The sequence below is a fragment of the Ruegeria sp. AB7 genome, from assembly GCF_056542625.1.
The window spans coordinates 149129-169556 of the sequence record NZ_JBQGAC010000006.1 but is presented as its reverse complement, the minus strand read 5'-3'; the positions used below and the strand labels follow the sequence as shown (position 1 = coordinate 169556).

17 protein-coding genes are annotated in these 20428 nt (G+C 56.3%); 6 read left to right on the top strand and 11 right to left on the bottom strand.

Translation table 11 applies throughout. The features are described 5' to 3' along the window. Positions 1 to 39 precede the first annotated feature (39 nt). The 10 genes from ACR0EN_RS16160 to ACR0EN_RS16115 form a co-directional block, all read right to left on the bottom strand. Positions 40 to 663, bottom strand: a complete 624-nt coding sequence (locus ACR0EN_RS16160; protein ID WP_480587757.1) for a transglutaminase-like cysteine peptidase — start codon at positions 661 to 663, stop codon at positions 40 to 42. 504 nt (positions 664 to 1167) lie between these two features. Continuing rightward, complete coding sequence (locus ACR0EN_RS16155; RefSeq protein WP_170818929.1) at positions 1168 to 2589, bottom strand: AMP-binding protein; 1422 nt, start codon at positions 2587 to 2589, stop codon at positions 1168 to 1170. Next, the gene (locus tag ACR0EN_RS16150; RefSeq protein ID WP_170818928.1) at positions 2582 to 3427 is read right to left on the bottom strand and encodes a hypothetical protein; all 846 of its coding nucleotides are present in this window, start codon (positions 3425 to 3427) and stop codon (positions 2582 to 2584) included. Before ACR0EN_RS16150 ends, ACR0EN_RS16155 begins: the two co-directional genes overlap by 8 nt. Beyond that, a complete protein-coding gene (locus ACR0EN_RS16145) occupies positions 3424 to 4755 on the bottom strand; it encodes a hypothetical protein (RefSeq protein WP_170818927.1) in 1332 nt (443 codons plus the stop codon). The genes ACR0EN_RS16150 and ACR0EN_RS16145 overlap by 4 nt, the downstream gene beginning before the upstream one ends. Continuing rightward, positions 4752 to 5852 (bottom strand): DUF3419 family protein, encoded by a 1101-nt coding sequence (locus ACR0EN_RS16140; RefSeq protein WP_170733690.1) that lies wholly within the window; start codon positions 5850 to 5852, stop codon positions 4752 to 4754. The genes ACR0EN_RS16145 and ACR0EN_RS16140 overlap by 4 nt, the downstream gene beginning before the upstream one ends. Then, positions 5845 to 8301 (bottom strand): PEP/pyruvate-binding domain-containing protein, encoded by a 2457-nt coding sequence (locus ACR0EN_RS16135; protein WP_480587754.1) that lies wholly within the window; start codon positions 8299 to 8301, stop codon positions 5845 to 5847. The genes ACR0EN_RS16140 and ACR0EN_RS16135 overlap by 8 nt, the downstream gene beginning before the upstream one ends. Next, positions 8298 to 9209, bottom strand: a complete 912-nt coding sequence (locus ACR0EN_RS16130) for a UbiA family prenyltransferase (RefSeq protein ID WP_170818925.1) — start codon at positions 9207 to 9209, stop codon at positions 8298 to 8300. The genes ACR0EN_RS16135 and ACR0EN_RS16130 overlap by 4 nt, the downstream gene beginning before the upstream one ends. Continuing rightward, positions 9206 to 10444 (bottom strand): hydroxymethylglutaryl-CoA reductase, encoded by a 1239-nt coding sequence (locus ACR0EN_RS16125; protein WP_480587750.1) that lies wholly within the window; start codon positions 10442 to 10444, stop codon positions 9206 to 9208. The genes ACR0EN_RS16130 and ACR0EN_RS16125 overlap by 4 nt, the downstream gene beginning before the upstream one ends. 370 nt (positions 10445 to 10814) lie before the next feature. Continuing rightward, the gene (locus ACR0EN_RS16120; protein ID WP_480587747.1) at positions 10815 to 12125 is read right to left on the bottom strand and encodes a sensor histidine kinase; all 1311 of its coding nucleotides are present in this window, start codon (positions 12123 to 12125) and stop codon (positions 10815 to 10817) included. Positions 12126 to 12178: 53 nt separating this feature from the next. Then, a complete protein-coding gene (locus ACR0EN_RS16115) occupies positions 12179 to 12847 on the bottom strand; it encodes a response regulator transcription factor (RefSeq protein WP_170424968.1) in 669 nt (222 codons plus the stop codon). Between the two features lie 139 nt (positions 12848 to 12986). Here ACR0EN_RS16115 and ACR0EN_RS16110 point away from each other — a divergent pair, with 139 nt between their 5' ends. From ACR0EN_RS16110 to ACR0EN_RS16090, 5 genes are all read left to right on the top strand, one after another. Further along, entirely contained in the window at positions 12987 to 14075 is a 1089-nt protein-coding gene (locus ACR0EN_RS16110) for a type 2 periplasmic-binding domain-containing protein (protein WP_170818923.1), read from the top strand. 79 nt (positions 14076 to 14154) lie between these two features. Further along, positions 14155 to 16185 carry a tripartite tricarboxylate transporter permease gene (locus ACR0EN_RS16105; protein ID WP_170513284.1) on the top strand — a complete coding sequence of 677 codons (2031 nt, stop codon included), beginning with the start codon at positions 14155 to 14157 and terminating at the stop codon, positions 16183 to 16185. Between the two features lie 92 nt (positions 16186 to 16277). After that, positions 16278 to 17366 carry a 4-oxalomesaconate tautomerase gene (locus ACR0EN_RS16100; RefSeq protein ID WP_170818922.1) on the top strand — a complete coding sequence of 363 codons (1089 nt, stop codon included), beginning with the start codon at positions 16278 to 16280 and terminating at the stop codon, positions 17364 to 17366. 51 nt (positions 17367 to 17417) lie between these two features. Beyond that, on the top strand, positions 17418 to 17654 hold the full coding sequence (locus ACR0EN_RS16095) for a hypothetical protein (RefSeq protein WP_170391780.1): 237 nt from the start codon (positions 17418 to 17420) through the stop codon (positions 17652 to 17654). Then, entirely contained in the window at positions 17651 to 18631 is a 981-nt protein-coding gene (locus ACR0EN_RS16090) for a D-2-hydroxyacid dehydrogenase family protein (protein WP_170508599.1), read from the top strand. Before ACR0EN_RS16095 ends, ACR0EN_RS16090 begins: the two co-directional genes overlap by 4 nt. Here the strand turns inward: ACR0EN_RS16090 and ACR0EN_RS16085 are convergent. Continuing rightward, the gene (locus ACR0EN_RS16085) at positions 18600 to 19664 is read right to left on the bottom strand and encodes an AbrB family transcriptional regulator (protein WP_170818921.1); all 1065 of its coding nucleotides are present in this window, start codon (positions 19662 to 19664) and stop codon (positions 18600 to 18602) included. The two genes, ACR0EN_RS16090 and ACR0EN_RS16085, sit on opposite strands and share 32 nt — an antisense overlap. 78 nt (positions 19665 to 19742) lie before the next feature. Between ACR0EN_RS16085 and ACR0EN_RS16080 the strand changes: the two genes are divergently transcribed. After that, a complete protein-coding gene (locus ACR0EN_RS16080) occupies positions 19743 to 20423 on the top strand; it encodes a GntR family transcriptional regulator (protein WP_170392730.1) in 681 nt (226 codons plus the stop codon). Positions 20424 to 20428 lie beyond the last annotated feature (5 nt).

Below are 20428 nucleotides of genomic sequence, written 5' to 3'. Positions count from 1 at the left end.
TTTTATTGTGGCGCGTCTCGAGGGCGCGCCACATTGTTTTTAGCCGCTAGAAACCTGTACCCAACGATCAGGGTGATTTGGGTCCTGTATTCGTAGGAAAAGATACCTCGTTTCCTTCCACGATTTGATCCTGTTGGTGACATTGTCCAGAATCAAATCGCCTTCACTCGAGCGATAAACTAAAACTGCATGGCCACTGCGATTGGTGTTTAAGACAGTTGCAATAAGTAGCTTCGTAGGATCCAAGCCGTTCTGCATTAGTTCAAACTTCTTTTGCAAAGCGAAATCTTCGCAATCCCCTGACCCCTGCATTGGTAGCGTCCAGTATTCCTTTGTCCCGTATTGGTTTTGATCCGAAACGGCGCGGATCCTCCGATTGACGCGCAAGTTAATCGCTTTAACGATCTGTTTCTCCTGCGCTTCTGGCAGACCAGAAGTACGAGTATTCGCGCACGCCCACGAATAATCTTTGCAGAGTGATTTGGCGCCCGATGGCGCCTGAACCTCTCTATCTAGTTTGATCCAGGGAAGCTCAGAAGCTTGCAATGAAGCGGCGGAGACAAGGTAGCTGCATATGATACAGGCCAACGATAGATAAACTGGTAACCGTTCCGAAAGTTTTTTCTGAGCGGAAGTAGGTTTTGTCATATCTGCTTTCCCCATACTCGTTTCTCCTGGGTATCTGAAGCTACCGAGCCAAGAGAACTCTATTTCAATCTTTTATATTCATCGACGCATTACAACAGCTTATTCAATTTAAAATGCAGAGCAGCAAAGTTCGCGAGCGCGCAGTTATTAGTCGTGATTGTGTGCGTGAGCTTAATTGAGATTCTTGCAGCAGCATAGAAGAAAGCCGGCTAGTAGTTCTGGGTTAGAAACGCTTGAGGTTTGGGACGGATTTGGATGACGCGTCAAGCCGAACATCTTTGTGCAATGACATGGGTATCAACCGTTCGCCGGGGCGCACCCTAACAGTGTATCTGCGATTATATGTTTCATGCGGCCAGATGTAACTGGCAATTGCAGATTTCCCCTGACCAAGGTGTGCAGGTTTTGATTGGAAATTCTAAAACAATGACTTCGTCGCTACACTCAGTCCTCTGTTAACGCGCACAGCGACGGGAGCGATGAGTTGGGCAGGCTCAGTGGCCTACGAGCCATATTGCGTCAGGTTTCTATTATGCGTGTAAGTTTCGTACGATCGACTTTGGAGGCATGACGCTTGTCCATAGGAATGTGCTTAATCGAAATCACATTTGGAACGTCAAAACCAAGCGCAGATTTAGTCCAATCGTCGATGTGATCCGCGGAACCTTGGACGCAAAGTGTGGGGCCTGCTTTGGTATTGACGAGCGCGCATCGATCTACACCTGGCCATCGCTGTGCCGCGACTTCGATAGCAAAGGGGAAGAGCGTACCTGAAAAGACTTCAATTTCGGACCCGACGCGCCCCCATAACCATAAACGCCCGTCATCATCCAGCGTGCCAGCGTCACCGGTCCGATGCCATATGACACCACCTTCTGCGATTTTGTTGTTCTTTGAGTGGGTCGGGTCCAAATACCCGTCATTCACATGTGCGCCGGCGACCTGAATTTCATTGTCGCGGATGCGGAGCGTGATTTCGGGCACCGGGTATCCCACAAGTAGACCCCTTCCAACAGCCATGTCGTGGTGATCCTTCACCGTGATATCCGCGGCGTCAAGATGGGCAATCGGTTCAGCCTCAGTCGACCCGTAGACGCACACAACCGACAGACTGTGCCGGGTTCTCAACGCCTCGACAAGACTCGGAAACACCGGACCGCCGCCGGTGAACACCGTGTGCAACGGACCGGTATCGTCGGATTGAACCAGTTTTTCACATAGCGATGGTGGGATGAGGGCCCGGGTGACCTGTTGCGTTTGGAGCCAGCTTTCCAACTGCACAGTCGACAGGCGGTCCGGCTTGCTGAACCTCCAGTTGGGCAGAACACTTGTGCGCCCGGCCGCCAGATTGATCAGGGTGAACACCGGAAAGGCCACCAGATCGCGCTCGGCCTTGCGGCTGTCGAGGAGGGGTGCGATGGCATCGTGCTGCGCCATCAGAAACGCATGTGAGCGCGGAATGGCCTTGGGCAGGCCGGTTGTACCAGAGGTAAAGGAAATAAGGGCGATATCGTCCGGTTGTACCTTTTGCGCCACCGGGTTACTGCGGCTTTTACCAGGCGTCAGCAGGGGCAGGGCCCAGAGATCCGGAACCAGAAACTTCAGCAAAGAATACGTACCCGCTGCACAGAACGCTTTTGGCTTCGTTGTTCGGGCGGCGTGGCGCAGACCGGCCAGCCCCAAGGCTGGCTCTGGTAAGACAACGGTTGCGCCAAGGGTCCAAAGCGCAGCCAGACTCGCATATAGGTCCGCGTTGACAGGCATGGCCAACAACACGCGATCACCTGACTGGATACCCTTGTCCTGCCACCGACCTGCCAAGTGCTGAACGCGCGTGTGCAGGGTTTGAAAGGTGATCTCGCGGCCCTTGCTGTCCACTATGGCTGTCCGGTCAGGAACCCGTTTAACCGCCGCGGCGAATTGGGACAGTAGGTCATTCATTCAGTTTCCGTCCAAGCAAAGTATAGCGCCGGAATATTGTCGCGCCTTCCGCTGCACTGCGCTCGGCGGAGGTGTTGTCATCATGGATCAGCGCATGAATGGCGGTTTCGTACCCCATCCTGAGCGCCGCCTTGTGAAACCGGTGAGCCAGATGCCGTCCGGCGCCCGGTTCGAGACTTGCATAGGTCTTGAGGATTGCGGATGCCGGATTGGGGCCTTCGGCATAATTGGGAATGCCAAACAGAAACCCGGCCAATGTCCCGTCATGGCGGCGCGCAAAAAGGATCAGGTCGGGCTTCATCATCGGCACAACTGGCATATACATGGCCAGAAAATCTGCCTCGGCAATCGGCTTGTAGAACGCGTTGTTTGAGAACGCACGGGTTGAAAGTTTAAAGACCTGACGAAACAGGGCCTCGGGGTCTGTTCCATCCCATTCTTCCACGACAAAACCATTGGTTTCTGGCGGTGCTGATCCAGCGGCGGTCCGCAACGGCACCCGGGCCGAAAAATACCGGCTGATCTCTGTAAATCCTGCCGACTGGAAAACCCCCGGCTCATGAAGTTTGTTGGTAGGCTCCATCAGGAACGGAGCGGACCCGTCGCTATCCGAGACGAACCGGTAACTGTGCCAGGTATCGCCTGACATCGGCCCGATGATGCGATCCAGGCCTGCGTCTTGCACCCTCTCGATCCCTTTGCGCAGGATTTCGGCACCGGCTTCGGACGTTTTGCAGGAAAAATCGCCGAAGGTCGCAGCGGGAACGCCGTCCCAGTTCGGACCGTTCAAATAAACGGTCAGCTTTGCATCCGCTGTTTTGATTGTCTCTTTGGTCATGAAACGACTCCGGTAAAGTACCCTGCACCAAGCGATCCAGCAACGATCCAAACGTAGTAAATCAAGGGCAGGGTGAGGGCCAACAGTGTCAACCTGAGCACTCGGTCTTTTTCGAACCAATGTGGTCGGAGCAGCGGCACTGCGACTGTACAAAATAGCGACAACAGGGCCAGAATCGTCAGTGGTTCGGCCCAGTTCGACTGTTCAGAATTCATGGAAACAGCCCAAGCCCGAATGAAATAAAGGACAGCCGCAGCAAGCGGTATCAAAATAGGAATAGGACGCAGCGCCACAGCAGTGAGCCCCATAGCCAACCCCATCGCACTGAGCCCAAAAAAGGAAACCGCATCCCATCCCGTTGCATTTCCCACCGCAAGCCAACCAAATCCTAAAAGCCCCAAGGCGGCTATGATATCCAGATCGGGGTACTTACTGTCACAAGGAGAAGCGGTACGCGCCCAGCCGTGTGCGGCAAGAACCATGATCGGCAGTACTGTGTTCTGCAGTTTTGCGGCGGCCAGCAGCAAAAAAACCGCGACAACATACACACGGGTCGCATGTTTGCTCAGGCCCAGTTTGGTTCCCACCACGCCAAAACTGGCAAGGGCGGCAAAGAACATGGCGGCCAACAGGGCGAGCTCTGCCAAAGAGCTGAAATAGTGGCCGTTTAGGAAAATCAACAAGCCAAGCGGCAGGAAAAGGTTGTCAAACCCGCGCCAGCTTTGTGCTTCGACCAATGTGCCAAAAGCCGCAACCATAAGGCACAACATCATGATGTTAGATGGCGGGAGTTTCGATAAGAACAAGAAGCAGATGATCGCAACCAATAGCGTTACGACAAAAAACACCACGGACCCTTCTAAGCTCTTGTCGCCATCTTCTACCACGTAGCGTTTGGTTCCATACGTAGTCCCGGCAAGCGCAGCGGCTGCATCCGCCAGTGTTAGAACGGCGATTGGCAGGATGTAGAACAGCGTGTTTTCCCCGGCTAGCAGAAAGCATAGCCCAACTGACAGGGCGAGCAGAAAGTCGCCGTAGGACGTACGATCCACACCATGCAAAGTTGCACCCAGACCCGACGAAAAACGAGGCAGGCGCAGCACCAGCATCACCAGGATTGTGGCCGCAATCAGCATGTAAACCGGCCAGCGATCGGGAAACAACCAGGGCAGCAGCAACGCAAAGAGGCCGGTGCTGACATGCATAAGCTTGCGCTGCACTTCGGGTTTCAGGCCCGCTGTATTGGCCAGATTGCGTATGACCATCATTACGCCGACCAGAGCCAGCACCGACCCCGCCGCCAGCAGAATCTGCCCAATAACAGTCACGGTTGAAACTCTTCGACGACGAAATCCGAATAGAAGAATGCCATGTCGCGGGCCTTCTGCTGTGTTTCGATGTCGGTCAGGGTTTCAACCTTGTTTCTGAATTCCGGCGGAACCCTCCGGGGTGCCATCATGTTCCAATAGACTAGTCGGGCATTTGGCTCCGCAGCGGTCAGGATCGACCCGTAAACCTGATGGAAGGTCTCGGGCGACATGTACTCGAAGATGTCGGACAGGTTGAATCCTCTGGCTTTTTCGTCGGTCGACACAAAAGCCTCAAGCGATCCAAGGCGGATGTCGAGACGATCCAACCGGGATCGGATTGTCTCATAATGCTCGGGACGCCACGCCATTGGCAGCGCGTCGCCATGATCGCCTTTGAGAATCCAGTGCAGATAGGGATTTTGCGAGGGATCGGTGGTGACTCCCGCATGACGGATGCGGCGGGAGACATGTTGGGCCGGGCTACCCTCTACATGGTCGAAAAACGCACTGTCCCGGCCCATGCGACCCATGACGAGGCGAGAGAAGAAGATGTTCAGCAAAAGACGCCATCGCACCGTGTTGAACCGCGTGTCGAAGAATGTCAGTCGCTCTTCGGGCGAGCGGGGAACAAACACTGCGTCGATGGTTCGGCGTGAATGCACAAGAGGCAGTAGCCAAGTTCGAAAGATGCGAAAATAGCGCTCGAACTTGCCGACGCCACCGATGCCGTGTTTTTCGACATCCGTGATCAGAGTCCGCCAGAAAGCGCGCGTTTCGGCATCTGTGGCTTCCAAAACCTGGTTCAGCAATGCGCCCCGTCGGGTACTTCGCCGCGAGCCGGTGAGTTCAATGAATTCGGGATGGGTCAGCATTTTATAGGCCGCGATCCTGAGCTTAAGGCAGGCGATCTGGGCCGGTGAAAGATCCAGAACGACAATGCGCGCGGGATCGAGTGTCAGCATTGCCAGCGCATTATCCCCGGCAGAGCAGATGGAGACCAATGTCTTGCCCGCACAATCACCCAGGGCGGAGGTGAGAACATCCGCGTCTTCCCACAGTTGGGCATAGCGGATATGGTCGAAATCCGCCTTTTTCTCAATCTCACTGCTATCCATCGCACCGCTCCACCGCGCCGCTTGCCCCGTCGACCCGGATCATCTCACCATCTTCGATCCAGTTGGTTGCGCCTTTCAAGCCAACCACGCAGGGGATACCCAGTTCGCGTGCGACAATCGCAGAATGTGACAACAGAGACCCCCGTTCGACGACGATGGCGGATGCGTTCGAGAATACGGCGATCCAGCCCGGATCGGTGTGGCGCGCCACGAGTATATCTCCGGGGTTTAAGGCCTCGGTGCGCGGGTCGCGGATCACGCGCGCGCGCGCCTTGATCTGACCTGCAGAACAACCTGTGCCGTGCTTCATCCGTGCAGGGTCCACCTCGGCTTCTGCGTTCTCGGACCAAACCGGGGCGATGGCGGGGCCACGGATTTCGATGCGTTCCGGCGGATCTGGGCGTCGGGACGAGGCTTCGTCTTCCAGTTTGCGCTGCGCAACGATGCCTTTCAGATCAGGTGACAGGCTATAACCTTCGACTGCTCCGAGAGCTTCATGTGTTGTCAGGAAGAATACATCCTTTGGCGATGAAAGCAGGTCACGCGCAGCGAATTCGCGGCCGATGCCCAGAAACACGCGCCGCGCATAACCAAATATGCGCGTGCGTTCAAAGCGCAGGTTTTCACGGTCGCGCACCCGCGCCTTGGTCCAGCCCAAAATCCATTTGGCGAAGTACCGTTTGAGTGGGTTTGACGGAAACAGAGCCTTCCAGTCCGGTTCATCGCCGTCCTGACGCCCGGAAGGTGGACGTTCAGCGCTGGCTGCAATGGCCAGCAACAGACTGGTCGGGTCGTCGCGCAACGGAACGCTTTCCAGCTTGAGCTCTTCCGTACACCGGTCGCCGAACTTCTCAAGATACGCATCAACCTCGGCTTCGATTTGCCGGTGTCCTGACAAAACCGACAGATGTGCATTGGCCTTCAAAGGAGCGGCAAGCCCTGCCTGCCGAACCAACTCTCCCATCCGGGCGATGCGTTGCGCGGGTTCCGCCGAAACGATATCGCCTTGCCCGATCATGAGGTCGTTGTGCAAGGTCAACCCGGCCTCGCCCAGCCACTTTTGCAGCAGGTTGCGCGAGCCGCCAAAGGCAATCATGCACAGGAAATCGTTGATCAGCGGGGCATCCCACCGATCCAGCAGAGTGCTTTCAATGCGCCGGTATTCCGCAGCCAGTTGGGTCGCGTTAGAGGCATCCACGTTCAGCCCCGTCTGTAATATGTCGTTCAGCCTGCGGTAAAAATCACGCCGGGTCTGCGGTAGGCGGATGGCCTGCCAAATCAGGCCGCCCGCAACCTTGGCCAGTTTCGCGTACTCCACGATCTTGCGCCAGCCGGTGGTGGGGGGTGGGGCAAGAGCATCCGTGACCTCACGCGGCATCGGTTCAGAAACGCCCATCATCGTTTCCATATAGTCGCGGTTCAGTGAAAACCCGGGCAACAGTGCCAGCGCGCAATACCAGTTGATCAGATTGTAATAGGCGCGCCCGTCCACCCGCCCCAGTAAATTGTCAAACACAGTGGGGTTCAGCGCGACCGTGTGCCGGGACACGCCCAGCAGCCTAACGAAAGCGCGATATACCTGAGAATACACGTGCAGGGCAAAGGAATAAGTCAGCGGGCTGACGATGCCCGGATAGCTTTCGACGATATTGGAATTGTCGAAAATGGTAAGCGTCTGATCTTCGAGCGGGGCAGGGCGCAGGGCCGTGGTGATCGGGCGGGCCTGCAGAATATGCAGCCCTTGCGCATCAATGGCCCATTCGATGTCCTGAGGAGAACCGAATAACGCCTCGGCCTTTCGGGCGAGGGCCGCGATGGATCGCGCCTCCGTGACGGTCAAATGTGCAGGGGCGTCAGGAGCGCTTTCCGGTACGCCATCTGCATCAATGACCCAGTCTTCTCCGTCCGCTTCCCCTGACACAAGCTGCTCTGCAAGCCCGTCAATCGCTGAGATCACGACCACATCGCGCCGGCCACTGACCGGATCGGCGGAAAAGGCTACCCCGGCCGCTTTGGCATCGATCATGCGTTGCACGATGATTGCGGGGGCCTCGGCCTCGCCACCGGATTTGACCGCGCGGTAGGTTTCGACCGTTGATGAGAAACCGGATTGCCAAACCTGCTTGGCCGCCGCGATCACACTCTTGCCGGGAACATTCAGGACCGTTGCGAACTGTCCTGCATGGCTGTGGTCCACGCCATCTTCGGACTGGCCAGAACTGCGTACCGCGTACGGCCCGGACCCGAGTGTTTCAAGCGCGGTGGACACAGCCTGTCGCAGGCCTTTTTGCGCGATCGGGCCCGATTGCCCCATACGAAACGCGTCATTTGTGATGACAAAGAATGCGGGCGGGGAAAACCCGTGCTGTGACAGTTGCGACAGGGCTGCCGCTTTGCCTCCAACCACAGAGATGTCGTTGGCATCCATTTGGTCGACGATGAAAGTCATGCTACGGCTCCGATCAGGTAGGGTAGGAAACCAGCCGTGGCATAGCAGAAAAATACCCACAGACCGGAAACAGCGTCCATCCTGTTTTGTGCTTTCACAGTGGGTGCCTGACCGTAGTGGAATGCAGCAACCCCGCAGGAGACCAGCGCCAGCGCGCCGATCAGGGCGCTTGGCCAGCCAACTCCGGTGGCGCGTCCTGTGCCGACGAGAAGCGCGTAGGATAGCAGAACGCAGCCGATCCAGATACGTCCCGCCATACGCGGACCCCATTTGGAGGAATAGGTGTCGACCCCTTCAATCTCGTTTTCGGGCGCCCACAATTTCCGCCCGATCTCAAGGACGCATCCATTCGCAAAGGACAACGCCAGGAACAGCCATAGTGAGGGTGCTGCGCCGCCTGCCGGCAGCCATTCGAGGCCAGTCAGCAATAGATCGATCAAAGGCATGATTGCCATGTGGCTTAGCAGGTACAGAACCGGCCGGGCCTTCAGCCAGGCCGGGACACCGAATTCAGCTGTCATCGCAGCGAGCCAGATCCAAACCGCGCCCAACAGCCACAAAACCGACGGGTGCCAGAACCAGGAAGCCGCAAGAGCAAGTGGAATGGTCAATAAGCCCAAGCTCAAAACTTCGCCTGGTGAGACCAATCCGCGTGGGATTGGCCTGTCGGGCCGGTAACGTCGGTCATCCTCGGCGTCCTTGAACTCGTCACAGACCCGCATCTGGAAGAACAGCGCCATGGCCAGCACAAAACCGGCGGCAAAGGCAGGCCACTCGGGCAAGGGGCGGTCTGCCAGACGGGCAGACACACAAATGCTGGCCGAAGAAAACACCAGCAGCAGGGGGACGGTTTTCTTAAGCGGAAAGCGCTCGGATTGGTAAATCCAAAATCGGTTCTGAAAGCTCATCTGTGGCGGGCCAGACTTTCATGGGCGCGGGTGAAATGACCGGCAGCAATCGCGGCGACAATGGAGATTTCGCCGCATAAGCACGTGGCCGCAGCAACTTCGGCCAAAGCCGTGCCACACCCGCTGCCCCGTAGACCGAGTATGTTCAGCGCTGCTGCCTGGCTTGGCAAACCGGTTCCGCCGCCGACCGAGCCGACAAGGATATTCGGAAGCGTAACCGAGCAGAATAGATCGCCGCCCCTAGGTTCCATACGCGTGACGCCCATTGCACTTTCGGCAACGCAGGCCGCGTCTTGTCCGGTTGCGATATAGAACGCAGCCAGCCCGTTGGCATAATGCGCCTGTGCGCCAAACTGGCCAGACAAATGTGCGCCCAGATTGGCGACACGGCCATAGTCCAGCATCGCCTCGACCGTTGTGCCCAGCGTCTTTTCGACAATCTCAGCAGGAAGCGTAACCGAGGCGCTGACCTTACGCCCGCGGCCCGTCACCAACCCCAGCGCCGAGGCCTTTTTGTCGCCCGAGAAATTACCTTCGACATACCAGTTCTCAATCGCAACAGGACAGCTATCCGCGATTGCGTAGCAAAGGGCGTCGGTGGCGATGGTCACCATGTTCTGACCTGCAGCATCACCAGTGGTATAGCGGCAAATCAGGAAAACGACGTTGGTGTCAATGAAAGGCTCCAGCGATACAAGCTTGCCATGACGGGTCGTCGCTTCGGCCGCAGATTTGAGCCTGTCAACATTGGTCACCACCCAATCCACAAATTGCCCCGCTCTTAGCAGGCTATCGAACACAAAGGCCGGGGTCCGCAGCACGCCTTCGTATAAAACAGCGGTACTGATACCGCCCGACCGAGTGGCGGCGTAGGCGCCCCGGGCATAAGATGCGACCAGCGCTGCCTCGGTTGTTGCGAGGGGGACATGAAAGTCGCCGTTGGCGTTCATTCCGTTCAGGCGCAAGGGGCCAATAACCCCGACTGGAAGCTTAACCGTCCCGATGAAATTCTCGATATTGGCGCCATAGGTTTCGGCATCTTCGATAGCCGCCAAATCTGCAATTTGTGCCTGATCCTTGTCGCTGGCCGTTGGTTTCAACTTTTCCCAGAATCGTGCGACCATCTCCTTGGTCGGCTTGCGAGATGGGCGTAAGGTTGAAAACTCAGCATCGCTTGGCGCCATCTGCTGAGGTATCTGGTCAGCATCAAATCGTGCTTTTATGCGTTGAAGCATTTCCCGGACATGAAACGGAATTACCAATAGCGCGCTCCAATAGATTTTCTGTGCAACGCTGTTGCAACCAAAAACCGCTGCGAGGCAAGTTATCAGTCGTTTGATCGAAATCCAGTCAAATGTTCATCGATCAAGTGTTTGATCCTAAAGGGTCTCGCATTTGTCGCAGTTGAAAGTACCGGTAGGCCTGAGGACGATGATCTTGGCACGACACGCATCGCCAATGCGGGCCCCCAACTCACGCGGGGCCGGCACGTTTAGTGAACATCTCAGTCGCAGCAAAAAGGATGCGGAAAACCTACATTCGCAGCAATTTTAAATAATGTATTTCAATCCTGATAGGGGCCGGATTTGTCAAAAACGAAACAATTCAAAGGATTATCGGAAGCTCAAGCGTAACGCTCGCTCCTCTTTCGACTTGGTTGATTAAGACTGATCCTTCGTGGCGCTGCGCCACCGCAGAGACGATTGACAAACCCAGGCCACTGCCTTCGGAATATTCCAACTGGGAGAACCGACTAAATGCAGCTTCGCTTTGGTCGGGCGAAAGGCCAGCGCCGTCATCAGCGACAGTAAGCCTAACGTTTCCGCCGTCAGAACGCAGGACGACTGAAATGCGGCTTAGTTTAGCGCCACCGTGCTTAACAGCATTGTCTAACAGGTTCTTTAGAGCTTCAGTTAGAAACACCCGATCACCTGATACTATGACCGCCGTCTCGGGCATAGTGACATCAAACTCGATGCCTTTTGCAAGAATGTGAACTCCCATTTCTGCGCAGGCTTCTTCGACAACCGAGCGGAAATCAATTTCAACCATTTGATCTTGGTGCGTCGGTTGCCTGAGCCGTTCAAGTGATAGCAGTTGTTCAGCGACTGTTGCTGAGTTCTTTGCCGCTGCGACAAGCTCGATGATGCGTTTATCGCGGTCTTCATCGGTTTTCGCATCTCGAAGCGCTTCGGCCATCGACTGAACGGCGGCCGCAGGGTTCCGTAGCTGATGTGCGGCTTCGGATATGAACACCTGATGGGCATTGATACTTTTTTCCACCTGTCCAAAGAGTCGGTTCAAGGTTTTGACGACACCTTGAACTTCGACCGGTACAGGGCGTTTGATCTCACTCAGGTCATCTGGGGAGCGCAGGTCGATTGCGTCCTGTAAATCCAGGAGGGGCCGCAGGCCGCGAGCAACTCCGAACCATACCACAAATGCCAGAGTGGCAAGTAGGATTCCCATGAGAATTCCTGCGCGGATTGACAGCTCATTTGCAAACGCGTTGCGATCCGCCATACGTTGCCAAACTGTGACCGTCGCATCTCCTATCAAATTTTCTATGGTCACACGTTCTGTCAGCTTAAGAACTCGCACCGGCTCGTCGCGATAGAGTGCTTCGAAAAACTGCGGCCTGTTCGCCTCTTGTGTAGACGGGTTCGCGGGTGCCGGAGGGTATGCATAGCCAGTCACGTAGATGCCACCCGGGCCCGTAACATGATAAAAGATCTCTCCGCCCGACGCGTCGCGGATCAAGCTGCGCGTGGTGGGCGAAAGTGCGTCACCTCCTGAAATCGCGACATCTCGTGAAATTGCAAGACCGGCAGATAGCAGGCTGTCGTCAAACAGCTCCTGAGCCGTTTCCTGGGCAATCATGAAGCGCCAAAGCCCAAGAAGGATCGCAAGCAACACCAAGGGCGTCAGGATAAGAATGAAGAGTCGTAGCCTGAGGGAGCCGTGCCTGATCACTTCTGCACCTCAAGAAGGTACCCCAGACCGCGCGCTGTCTTGATCTTAATGCCGAGATTCTGAAGGCGTTTTCGTAACCGCGACACATGAGGTTCAACAGCTGAGTCATCGACATCGGCCCCAACGCCATAGACATAATCTGTGAGTTGGCTTTTAGGAACAATTCTGCCCCGACGCTCCAACAGGCATTCAAGCACCGCTATTTCCCGCCGTGGTATATCCATGACTTCGCCCTGAACACTAACCTGACGCGATGCACGGTCGAATTCCAGGCTACCAATGCTCTCCCGCGCTCCGTAGTCAAGCTCTTTGCGCCGAGAAAGCGCTCGGACGCGTGCTTCTAACTCGTCCATTTCGAAGGGTTTGACCAGATAGTCATCTGCGCCCATATCCAAACCGGTCACCCGGTCGCTTGTTTCGGTGCGCGCTGTTAGCAGGATCACGGGCGCACTGTCACCACGTTCGCGAAGCGATCTCAGGATGTCCAACCCTGACCGGCCGGGTAGGTTGATATCCAAAACGATCAAATCCGCGCCTTCTTGTTGAAGGTACAGGTCGGCCGCATCTCCGTCAGTCAGTATATCCGCCGCATGACCTCGGTCACGAAGGCGATAAGCAATGGCATTGGCGAGTGGCTCATTGTCCTCGACTATGACGATCCGCATTAGGTCTCCCGCAAGTTTCGCGCAAGGTTGGCGCTCCATGATTGCCAGATGGGAGGGGGAATCAACCCCACAGTTCTATTTGCGATCACGGTAGCGCCGGGGGCGATGACGTGATTGTCTGGTCAACAGGGAGGAACCAATGACCATTTCCAACTTCACCCGTCGCGCCGTCGTGGGGCTGATCGCCGCCGCCGGTATCGCTGCACCTGCCGCTGCCGAGGTTGATTTCTCTGGCAAGACCATCGAATGGGTCATCCCGTTCTCGGAAACGGGTGGTTCGGCGAAATGGGCCAACTTCTTTGCGCCGCTTCTGTCCGAAGCTCTTCCAGGGCAGCCGACCGTGGTCGTGAAATTCATGCCGGGTGCCGGTTCGACCAAAGGCGCAAACTGGTTCCAGGACCAAAGCCACGATGATGGAACCTTGTTGTTCGGCACTTCCGGTTCAACTCAATTCCCTTATCTGCTGAGCGATCCGCGCGTGCGTTATGAATACAACGACTGGATCCCGGTTATGGCGTCCGGGACGGGAGGTGTCGCCTATCTGAACGCAGAAGATGGTGCCAAGTTTGATGGCTCCGCAAATGCGTTGAAAGACACGAACTTCATCTACGGCTCGCAGGGCGCAACGCGTCTGGATCTCGTGCCGCTGTTGGCATGGCAAATGCTGGGTATGAACGTTGAGCCAGTCTTTGGCATCAAAGGCCGTGGCGATGGTCGTCTGATGTTCGAACGTGGCGAAGCTAACATCGACTATCAGACCTCATCCGGCTACTTGGGTGGATCGGCCCCGCTGGTTGAGGCCGGTCAGGCTGTGCCGATGATGACCTGGGGGGCGCTGGATGCCGATGGAAACATTGTCCGTGATCCGACCTTCCCTGATATTCCAACCTTCAAAGAGGTTTGCGAGGCAACGGATGGCTGTGAAACCAGTGGCGAGGCGTGGGACGCTTGGAAAGCGTTCTTTGTCGCGGGTTTCCCGGTTCAGAAGTTGGCTTTTCTGCCTGGTGATACACCACAGGAAGTGGTCGACGCCTACACCGCAGCGTTTCAGGCTGTGACCGAGCGCGGCGACTTTGCTGATATTTCGTCCAAACGCGTCGGTAAGTACCCGGTATTTGTCGGCGACGGTTCCAAGGCGGCGCTGCAAACCGCGACAAACGTCGACGACAATGCCAAAGGCTACGTTCTGAACTGGCTCAAAGAAGCCTATGGTGTCGAGCTGAACTAAGCCCACACACCACAGCGCGCACCCCAATGTCGGGTGCGCGCTTTTTTAAACACAAGACAGTATATGAAAGGCGGCCGCTATGGAGGTTTTCGCCACCGCTCTTCCTGCGCTCAATGATGCGTGGGGTTTGATCCTGCAACCTATCGTACTGGGATATCTTGTTCTCGGTGTCGTTATGGGACTGGCCGTAGGTGTTTTCCCGGGACTTGGCGGTATTGCCGGTTTGTCCCTGTTGCTGCCTTTCATGTTCGGGATGGACCCAATCCTTGGTTTGGCGCTGATGATCGGGATGGTCGCCGTTGTTCCGACCTCTGACACCTTTGCTTCTGTTCTTATGGGGATCCCCGGCAGTTCCGCCTCTCAGGCAACTGTCCTGGACGGCTTCCCAATGGCGAAGAAGGGTGAGGCTGCGCGGGCGCTATCTGCCGCGTTCGCTTCATCGCTGTTTGGCGGTTTGGTCGGCGCAACCTTCCTAACAATGTTCATTCTGGTCGCGCGGCCCATCGTTCTGGCGTTTGGTCTACCAGAGATGTTGATGATCACCATCCTCGGCCTTTCCATGGTTGCCATTCTGGCTGGGCGCATCCCCTTAAAGGGCGTCGCAGCTGCTGGGCTTGGGTTGATGGTTGGCACAATTGGTGAGGCGGACGCTGGCGGTTCGCTCCGTATGGCAACCTATGACATTCCGTATCTGACAGATGGTTTGAAGCTGGTCATCGTTGGATTGGGCATCTTTGCCGTTCCCGAAATCGTCTCGCTGCTGCGGCAGGATCGATCGATTGCCAAAGGGGCTTCGCTGGGGGCGGGTTGGCTGGACGGCGTCAAAGACTGGGCCGCGAATATCTGGCTGTCTGTTCGCTGCTCGATCATCGGGGTGGTCGTTGGCGTCATTCCCGGCCTAGGCGGTTCGGTCGTCGACTGGATCGCTTACGGCCATTCGGTTCAATCGACCAAAGATAAAAGCAACTTCGGCAAGGGCGAAGTGCGTGGCGTCATCGGGCCGGAAAGCTCAAACAACGCCAAGGAGGGCGGCGGGCTGGTGCCTACGCTACTGTTCGGCATTCCCGGCTCGGGCTCGATGGCGATCTTCATCGGCGCAGTGGCTCTGTTGGGGTCTGGCGACATCGAGGTCGGTCCAAGCATGCTCAAGGACAATCTCGACATCACCTATTCGATCGTTTGGCTTTTGGCGCTTGCTAACGTCGTGGGCACCATCCTGTGCATCGCGGCTTCCGGAGGCATCGCCAAGCTGACAACGATCCGCTTCACCTATCTGGCACCTTTCCTGTTTATGCTGATCAGCTTTGCAGCCTTCCAGTCCGGTCAGAACTTCGAAGACCTTCTGGCGCTGTTCGTGATCGGCCTGATCGGGATCTTCCTGCGCCGGTTCGATTGGTCGCGTCCGGCCTTTCTTATTGGGTTCGTGCTGTCGAACCCGGTTGAGAAGTTTACCAATCAGGCGTTCCAGATCGCCTCATTCCGGTTCCGCAAAAGCTTTGGTGAGGGCATGGAGTATGTCTTCAGCCCGATCGTGATTGTTCTGATCTTGGTCACTGTGGCTTCGGTCATTTTAGGAATTCGGCAGGCTAAGATGATCATGGCCGAAGGTGAAGTCCAGTCTGGCAGCAAGCGCGCGCCGTTGATCTTCCTGCTGGTGATCATGGCCTACCTAATCGCGGCATTGATCAACGCCAACATGATCCCAGACTACAACATGACCGACAAGATCATCCCGTTGGTGATCGGCGGTGTGTCCTTGTTCTGCTGCGTGATCCTGCTGATCCAGATGATGCGGAGACCCGAGGGTGATGCAATCTTTGCCGATAAGGAAATTGCCGGTGAAGATGCGAGCGCTCCGCATGGGCTTTGGTCGACGTTGGCGTGGTTTGCAGGTCTTATCGCGGCAACGTGGGTTGTTGGTTTCATCCTAGCCCTGATCGGGTTTCTGATTGCCTTCTTCCGCATTCGAGCCGGTTCAAGCTGGCAGATGACGCTGATCCTGACAGCCTGCGGCATCGGTTTCATGTGCATCATGGCAGGCGCTCTGAACCGGGATTTCCCACCGGGACTGTTGCAAGACATGGTGAGCCTGCCATGGCCACTGAAATGAATGCTCCACTGAGGTCCGGCCTGCGAAGCAGACAGGTCGGACAAAGCTGAAAACACAACAGTTTTTGACGGTTTGTAGAGGAGGGGTTCGAGATGACCCAGACAGCAATCCCGTATATTTTTATGCGTGGCGGCACTTCGCGGGGGCCCTATTTTCGTCGCTCTGACCTGCCCGTGGATATGGGCACGTTGGCTGATGTGCTGGTCGCTGCCCTAGGGGCTGGGCAGGCGTTTAACATTGACGGAATCGGTGGCGGTACTGCTGTGACGACCAAGGTAGCCATGCTATCTGTCAGCGATGATGAGTGGGCCGATATCGATTATTTCTTCGCGCAGGTTTCGGTTGAGGAAAAGCTGGTCGACTTCAAGCCAACTTGCGGAAACATTCTTTCCGGCGTCGCTCCGGCCGCAATTGAAATGGGTTTGTTTCAGCCTCAAGGCGATGAGACCGTGGTCCGGATACGCGCAGTTAATACGGGTGCGCGAGTGGTTGCCAAAGTGCAGACCCCGGGTGGTGAACTGGCCTATGAGGGCGATGCCGAGATTGCCGGAGTTCCTGGGCAATCTGCACCGGTACAACTGAGTTTTATGGGAGTTGTGGGTTCGGCAACAGGTGCATTTCTGCCCACCGGAAATCTGCGCGATACGGTGCATGGGGTCGAACTGACCTGTATGGATGTCGCGATGCCTATGGCTATGGCCCGCGCCACCGATTTTGGACTAACTGGGTATGAAAGCGCGGAAGAACTGGACGCCAACCGCTCTTTCTTTGCCCGGATGGAGGCAGTTCGGATCGAAGCCGGGGAACTGATGGGTATGGGGGATGTATCGAAATCGGTAACCCCCAAATTCGGGCTGTTGGCACCAGCCAAAGAGGGCGGAACCCTTGCAGTTCGGTATTTCATGCCATGGAAAACTCACCCGACAATGGCCGTTACGGGTGCGCAGTGCATGGCGTCTTGTGCTTTGACGCCCGGAACCGTCGCTGATGGGTTGTTGGACCGACCTAAGGCAAGCCCGGCTGAAGTTGTGCTGGAACACGCTTCTGGGAAGATTGATGTGCTGGTGGACTTCTCGAATGACGGGTACTTCAACGTAAACTCTGCTGGTCTGGTGCGGACTGCGCGAAAGCTTGCAGATGGGCATGTTTACATACCCGGATCTGTGTGGAGCGGCAGTTGAAACTGAGATCTCCGTTATGTATACTAAGGTATACAATATGAAGGTGCCACGATGAACAATTATTCTGAATGCCTCGATATTGCGCGTCAGGAACTAAGGCTGGCGCAGTCGGTCCTGCGGCGGGACATCGCGGAATACCCAACACCGATCGCCGGGTGCGATGAGCAGTTCAACCATTTGCTGGATCAAAGCGAGCGGGTCCGCAATGCGCTTGCAGCACTCGATACGCTGCATTTTGTGCCGACGCCAAGAAAACTGAACACCGGGCAGGGTGTGGAAAGTCGATGAAGGTTCACATTCTGGATGATTGGTTTGATACACTGAATGGCTTGCCTTGTTTTGGGAAGCTATCCGACCACGAAGTGAAGATCTGGACAGATCATGTCGAGGATACCGATGAATTGGCGGCACGGTTGCAGGAGGCCGAAGCGTTGGTTCTGTTTCGCGAACGCACCAAAGTTACCCGCGAGTTGATCGAAAAGCTGCCGAACCTGAGATTGATAAGTCAGCGCAGCGTGTATCCGCACGTTGATGTGCAGGCATGTTCGGACAACGGTGTTCTGCTGTGTTCAAACATGCATGGTGGAACGCCTTCATATGCTGCAGCCGAACTCACTTGGGCGCTGATCATGGCCGGGATGCGCGATTTACCGGCGCAGATGGCCTCGGTCAAAGCGGGGCGGTGGCAGGCCGGAGTTGGCAAGACGCTGAGAGGGCGGCAGCTGGGACTGTACGGCTATGGCCGTATCGCACGCGCTGTCGCGGGCTACGCCGAGGCATTTGGAATGAATGTAGTCTGGTGGTCCTCAGATGAAGGTCGGGTTCGGGCGCAGGCAGATGGTGTTCAGGTCGCCGCGAACCGCGAAGCTTTCTTTGCCAACAGCGATGTTGTCTCGATCCATGTACGCCTAAAGCCAGGCACAAACGGCATCATTACTGCGTCAGACTTCGCGCACATGAAGCCGGGATCACTGTTTGTGAATACATCTCGTGCTGGCCTTATTGCAAAAGGGGCATTGCTTGGGGCGCTGAATGCCGGTCATCCCGGGAAGGCCGCAATCGATGTCTTCGATTCCGAACCCCTCAATGATCCGAAAGACCCCTTGCTTTCGCATCCAAATCTGATTGCGACGCCGCATATCGGCTTTGTGACCGAGGATGAGTTCGATCTGCAATTTTCGGACATTTTCGATCAAGTGAACGCCTACGCTGCAGGCGCTCCGGTTCACATGATCAACCCCGAGGTTTGGACCAGCGCAGGATAAGGTTGGCCGCTATCGGCGCACCGATGATTACCAACACGATCCTTGTCAGATGATGCGTGATCACAAAGCCCAGATCCGCGCCTGAGACGATGGCCAGAACTGTCATTTCTGCCTGCCCGCCGGGGGCAAAGGCCAAAAATGCCTCGACCGGTTGCCCCAGCCCCAAGGTGGTGACAACGGCGGTGAATGCGGCTGCCAGAACGGCGAGGACAATGACATAGGCGAATCCCGCCGCTACCACACGGCGTAGTTCGACCCATGTGACACCTACGAATTTCACGCCGATACCGCAGCCGATAAAGAACTGAGCTGCAAGGATGGCCTCGCGAGGCGGTCGGGTGTGAATGAAGTCGCCCAGTGACAACGCAGCCGTCAGGATCATTGGCCCTAGAATCGACGCCCCGAACAAGCCGATCCGCTCACCGCCTTTCCAGCCGACAAAGGCAGCAAGAACCATCAGCGCCAATTCATGTATCGGCAGGTTGCGCGCGGGCTCTCCGATTGGGTTGGTGAGTTGGGCGTCGTAAAACACCGTAAGAAACAGCGGGGCCAGCGTTACAATAATCAGAACGCGGGTTCCGTGGATCAGGGACAGCGTTCGCGGGTTAGCGCCAGCCTCGGCCCCGAAGATGATCATATCCTGCAATCCGCCGGGCATGGCCGCGTAAAACGCGGTCGTGGTATCAAAGCCCCAGACCTTGCGGAAGAATGGCACTCCGACCAGCGCGATCAGCAGGATAAAGAACGGGATCAGTGCAATCGACGCTGCCATCTTCGGCAGTTCTGCAAATAGGGCTGGGGTAATCGAAGCCCCTACGGCCACGCCGAGTATGGTGCGCGCCGCAATCGAGACCTGACCAAAGCCTTCCATTGGAGCATGAGCCAGAGCCGCGACCAGACACGCGCTCATCGGGCCGAACAGAAAAGGCAATGGCAGATCCAACGCCCAGAATAGCCCTGTGCCAAGAAGTGCCAAGCCCAGTGTTAGGGCCCGCTTTGCGAGGAGAGAAGGTGTTTTGTTCTGGGTGGGCAAAGTGCAGCTTCCGACTATATTGACTCACTATGTATCCAAATGTATACAATTGGACTCAAGAAGACAAGTGAGCACGCGATGACCATTCAGGACGACCCCTTACAGCCTGGCCCGCAAGGCAATTCGGCGTATCAACGCCTGTTGGATGAGATTCGCGAGGGCACCCTTCTGCCCGGCGAGCGCCTGCGCGAGATTGAGCTGTCTGAACGGTTGGGTGTCAGCCGAACACCGGTGCGCGAGGCGATCCGGCAGCTGGAGACCGACGGCCTGGTCACGCATGTACCGCGGCAGGGCGCGACCGTCCGCAGTCTGGATTACGCCGAGGTGATGGAACTCTATGAGATGCGCGCAGTGCTCGAGGGCACTGCGGCGCGTCTAGCAGCGCGTGCGGCGTCGGATGTCGAATTGGACGAGTTGGACGTTTTGAATGATCGCTTGGCCGAGGCTGGCACAGGTCCAGACGCGGCTCGGATCAACCGGATATTTCATGCCACACTTTTGGATGCAGCCAAGAACCGTTTTCTCGCGAAATCCATGTTGTCCTTGCAGAAGGCGCTGCTGATCCTTGGGCCGTCGCAATTGTTGGACGGAGATCGGGCCGAAGCGGCAGTCGCTGAACATCGGCGTATCATGGCCGCGCTGAAGGCACGTGATGGCGCGGCGGCCGAGACAGAAATGCGCGGGCATATTCAGGCCGCACAACGAATGCGTATCCGGGCGTTGCAGGAACGCGATCGGACAACCGACGAAAATCACTAGGTAGA